Origin of the sequence: Aeromicrobium sp., assembly GCF_014378035.1 — a bacterium.
Lineage (GTDB): Bacteria > Actinomycetota > Actinomycetes > Propionibacteriales > Nocardioidaceae > Aeromicrobium.
In genome coordinates, this window is record NZ_JACMOM010000391.1 from 1 (window position 1) to 1,999 (window position 1,999).

Here is a 1,999-nt window from a genome sequence, read left to right on the forward strand (position 1 = left end):
CGACGTTCCGGAGGGCATCGTGTTGCGTGGCGTGACCAGGAAGTTCTCGGGCACGTGGGAGGACCACATCCCGTTGGTGGGACGCTTCACGCCGTCGCTTGAGGTGACGGGTTCCGACGGCAAGGTCGCGAAGCAGGAGCTCGACGCGATATGGGTCATTCCATCGTGGCTCTACCTCCTCGCCCTTGCAATCGCACTGGGAATTCCGATCTGGCTGCGCATCCGATCGCGCCGCCACTACAGCGCGTTGCTCGCGCGGCTCGATGCTGCTGAAGCGAGGTCGACCGACGATTCCGACGACTGGGGCGACGACCAGTACTGAATGACGGATTGTTGATGGTCCGGATGGACGACCGTGAAGCACAGGGGGGTGCGCGATTCGTCTTCGGTGGGCAGGAAACCACCAGCACATCACCAAGTCATGCGACGAACGTGCCGCCTCGGAATCGAAGCGGCATACCAGTCGCCCGAGGGGCCCCGTGAAGACGAACATCATGTCGACCTTGCCTACTGCTTGGCGCTTCAAGCGGGGGGCGAGCGTATCCCTCGCATATTCGCTGCTGGTGTGCATCGTGGCGTTACTGGCCGTCGCTCCTGAGGCTTCTGCCGCGGAGCGAGCAAAAGGCGACCTGGCGCCCTTGTGCAAGCCCGGCGTGACACGCACCCCGCACGCAGATTTCCAGGCGAACGACAAGCTGCTCGTGCTGCCGCCGTCAGAGGAGTTGACGCTCCAAGCGGGCGAACACGTGGCGAGGTGTCTCGGCATCAACAACCGTACGTCCGGCGCCATGCACGTGACGCTCCGTGTTGTCGACATCGAGCCGTCAAGACGAGCCGAGTCGGTGCTCGAAGTCGTCGACAGTTACAAGTACGGCACCTCGTCATGGATTCAGCTTGCGCAAACGACGCTGGATATCGCCCCCGGCGAAGACGTGCTCATCTCGTACACGATCGACGTGCCGATCGGCGCATCGGTCGGAAGCAACTACGGCGGCATCGAAGTGCGAGGCAAGCCCACGCGGCAGCAGGGCTTGGGGGTCGTGCCCTCGATCGTTTCGCAGGTACTCGTGACGGTGCCGGGCGAGAAGGTTACGGGCGGGCGCGTCATCGGCGTTCGCGGTCCCACGGTGTTGAAGCACGGCTCATCGGGCGTGTTTCGTTTCGAGTACCGCAATGAGGGATCGGTGACCGATCACGTCAGCGGTGATGTGAAGTTCCGCAGTTCGCTCGGCGGCAGGGTTGTCGCCACGTCGCGGTACCAAGAGGGGCGCGTGCTCCGAAACGGTGCACGTGCATTCACGACGACTTGGTCAGACGCGCCGTGGATCGGTCGCTTCACGCCCACGCTCACCGTGCGCACCGACTCGGGCACCAAGCAGGTGGAGTTCAAATCGGTGTGGGTCGTGCCACCGACCTTGTACGTGCTGCTCCTCATCGCACTCATCGTGCTGGCGATCGCCGCATGGCAGTGGAGTAGGTGGCGCGACCGTCGCTGGCTGGCCGAGGCTGATGCTGCAGACGAAGCCGGATACGCGGATTACGACGATGTGCCCTCGGCGTGACCGGTACCGATCAGATGTCGACGACGGTGAACTTCGCCGCGCCGGCATGAGTGTCCGTTGGTAGGACATTGCCATTCACGACGTCGCCCAAGTGCTCATGATCGAACTGTCGTTCGCGATTCGGGTGATGTAGGTGAAATTGGTCGAAGCCGGCGCACCTGATGCGGCGCAGTCGGAGACCGCGGTGGCGACCGTGCCTTGCGAACGGTGCGCCGCCGCCGCTGTCTCCGAGAGCGCACTCGTGCGTGGCGTCGTCGGTTGCGCCGACGCTGACATTCCCGCACTCCGCTCGTCATCGCGGTAGGTGCGGTCGACACGATCGTGACGGCCACGTTGCCGGTTGGCGCGGCGTCAGCGGAGCCGAGCGGTGATCAGCCGGTGGCGGCCAGCCTCCCCTAGATGAGGAGGGCGAGGACACCACCGGCCAGCCAGCTCAG

General features: G+C 64.3%; 2 protein-coding genes. Both read left to right on the plus strand.

Annotation, left to right across the window (positions count from 1 at the left end; translation table 11 throughout):
* A partial coding sequence (locus tag H7290_RS20765; protein ID WP_290515919.1) for a hypothetical protein occupies positions 1 to 322 on the plus strand: 322 nt, incomplete at its 5' end.
* Between the two features lie 157 nt (positions 323 to 479).
* On the plus strand, positions 480 to 1,562 hold the full coding sequence (locus H7290_RS20770; RefSeq protein WP_290515920.1) for a hypothetical protein: 1,083 nt from the start codon (positions 480 to 482) through the stop codon (positions 1,560 to 1,562).
* Positions 1,563 to 1,999: the final 437 nt, after the last annotated feature.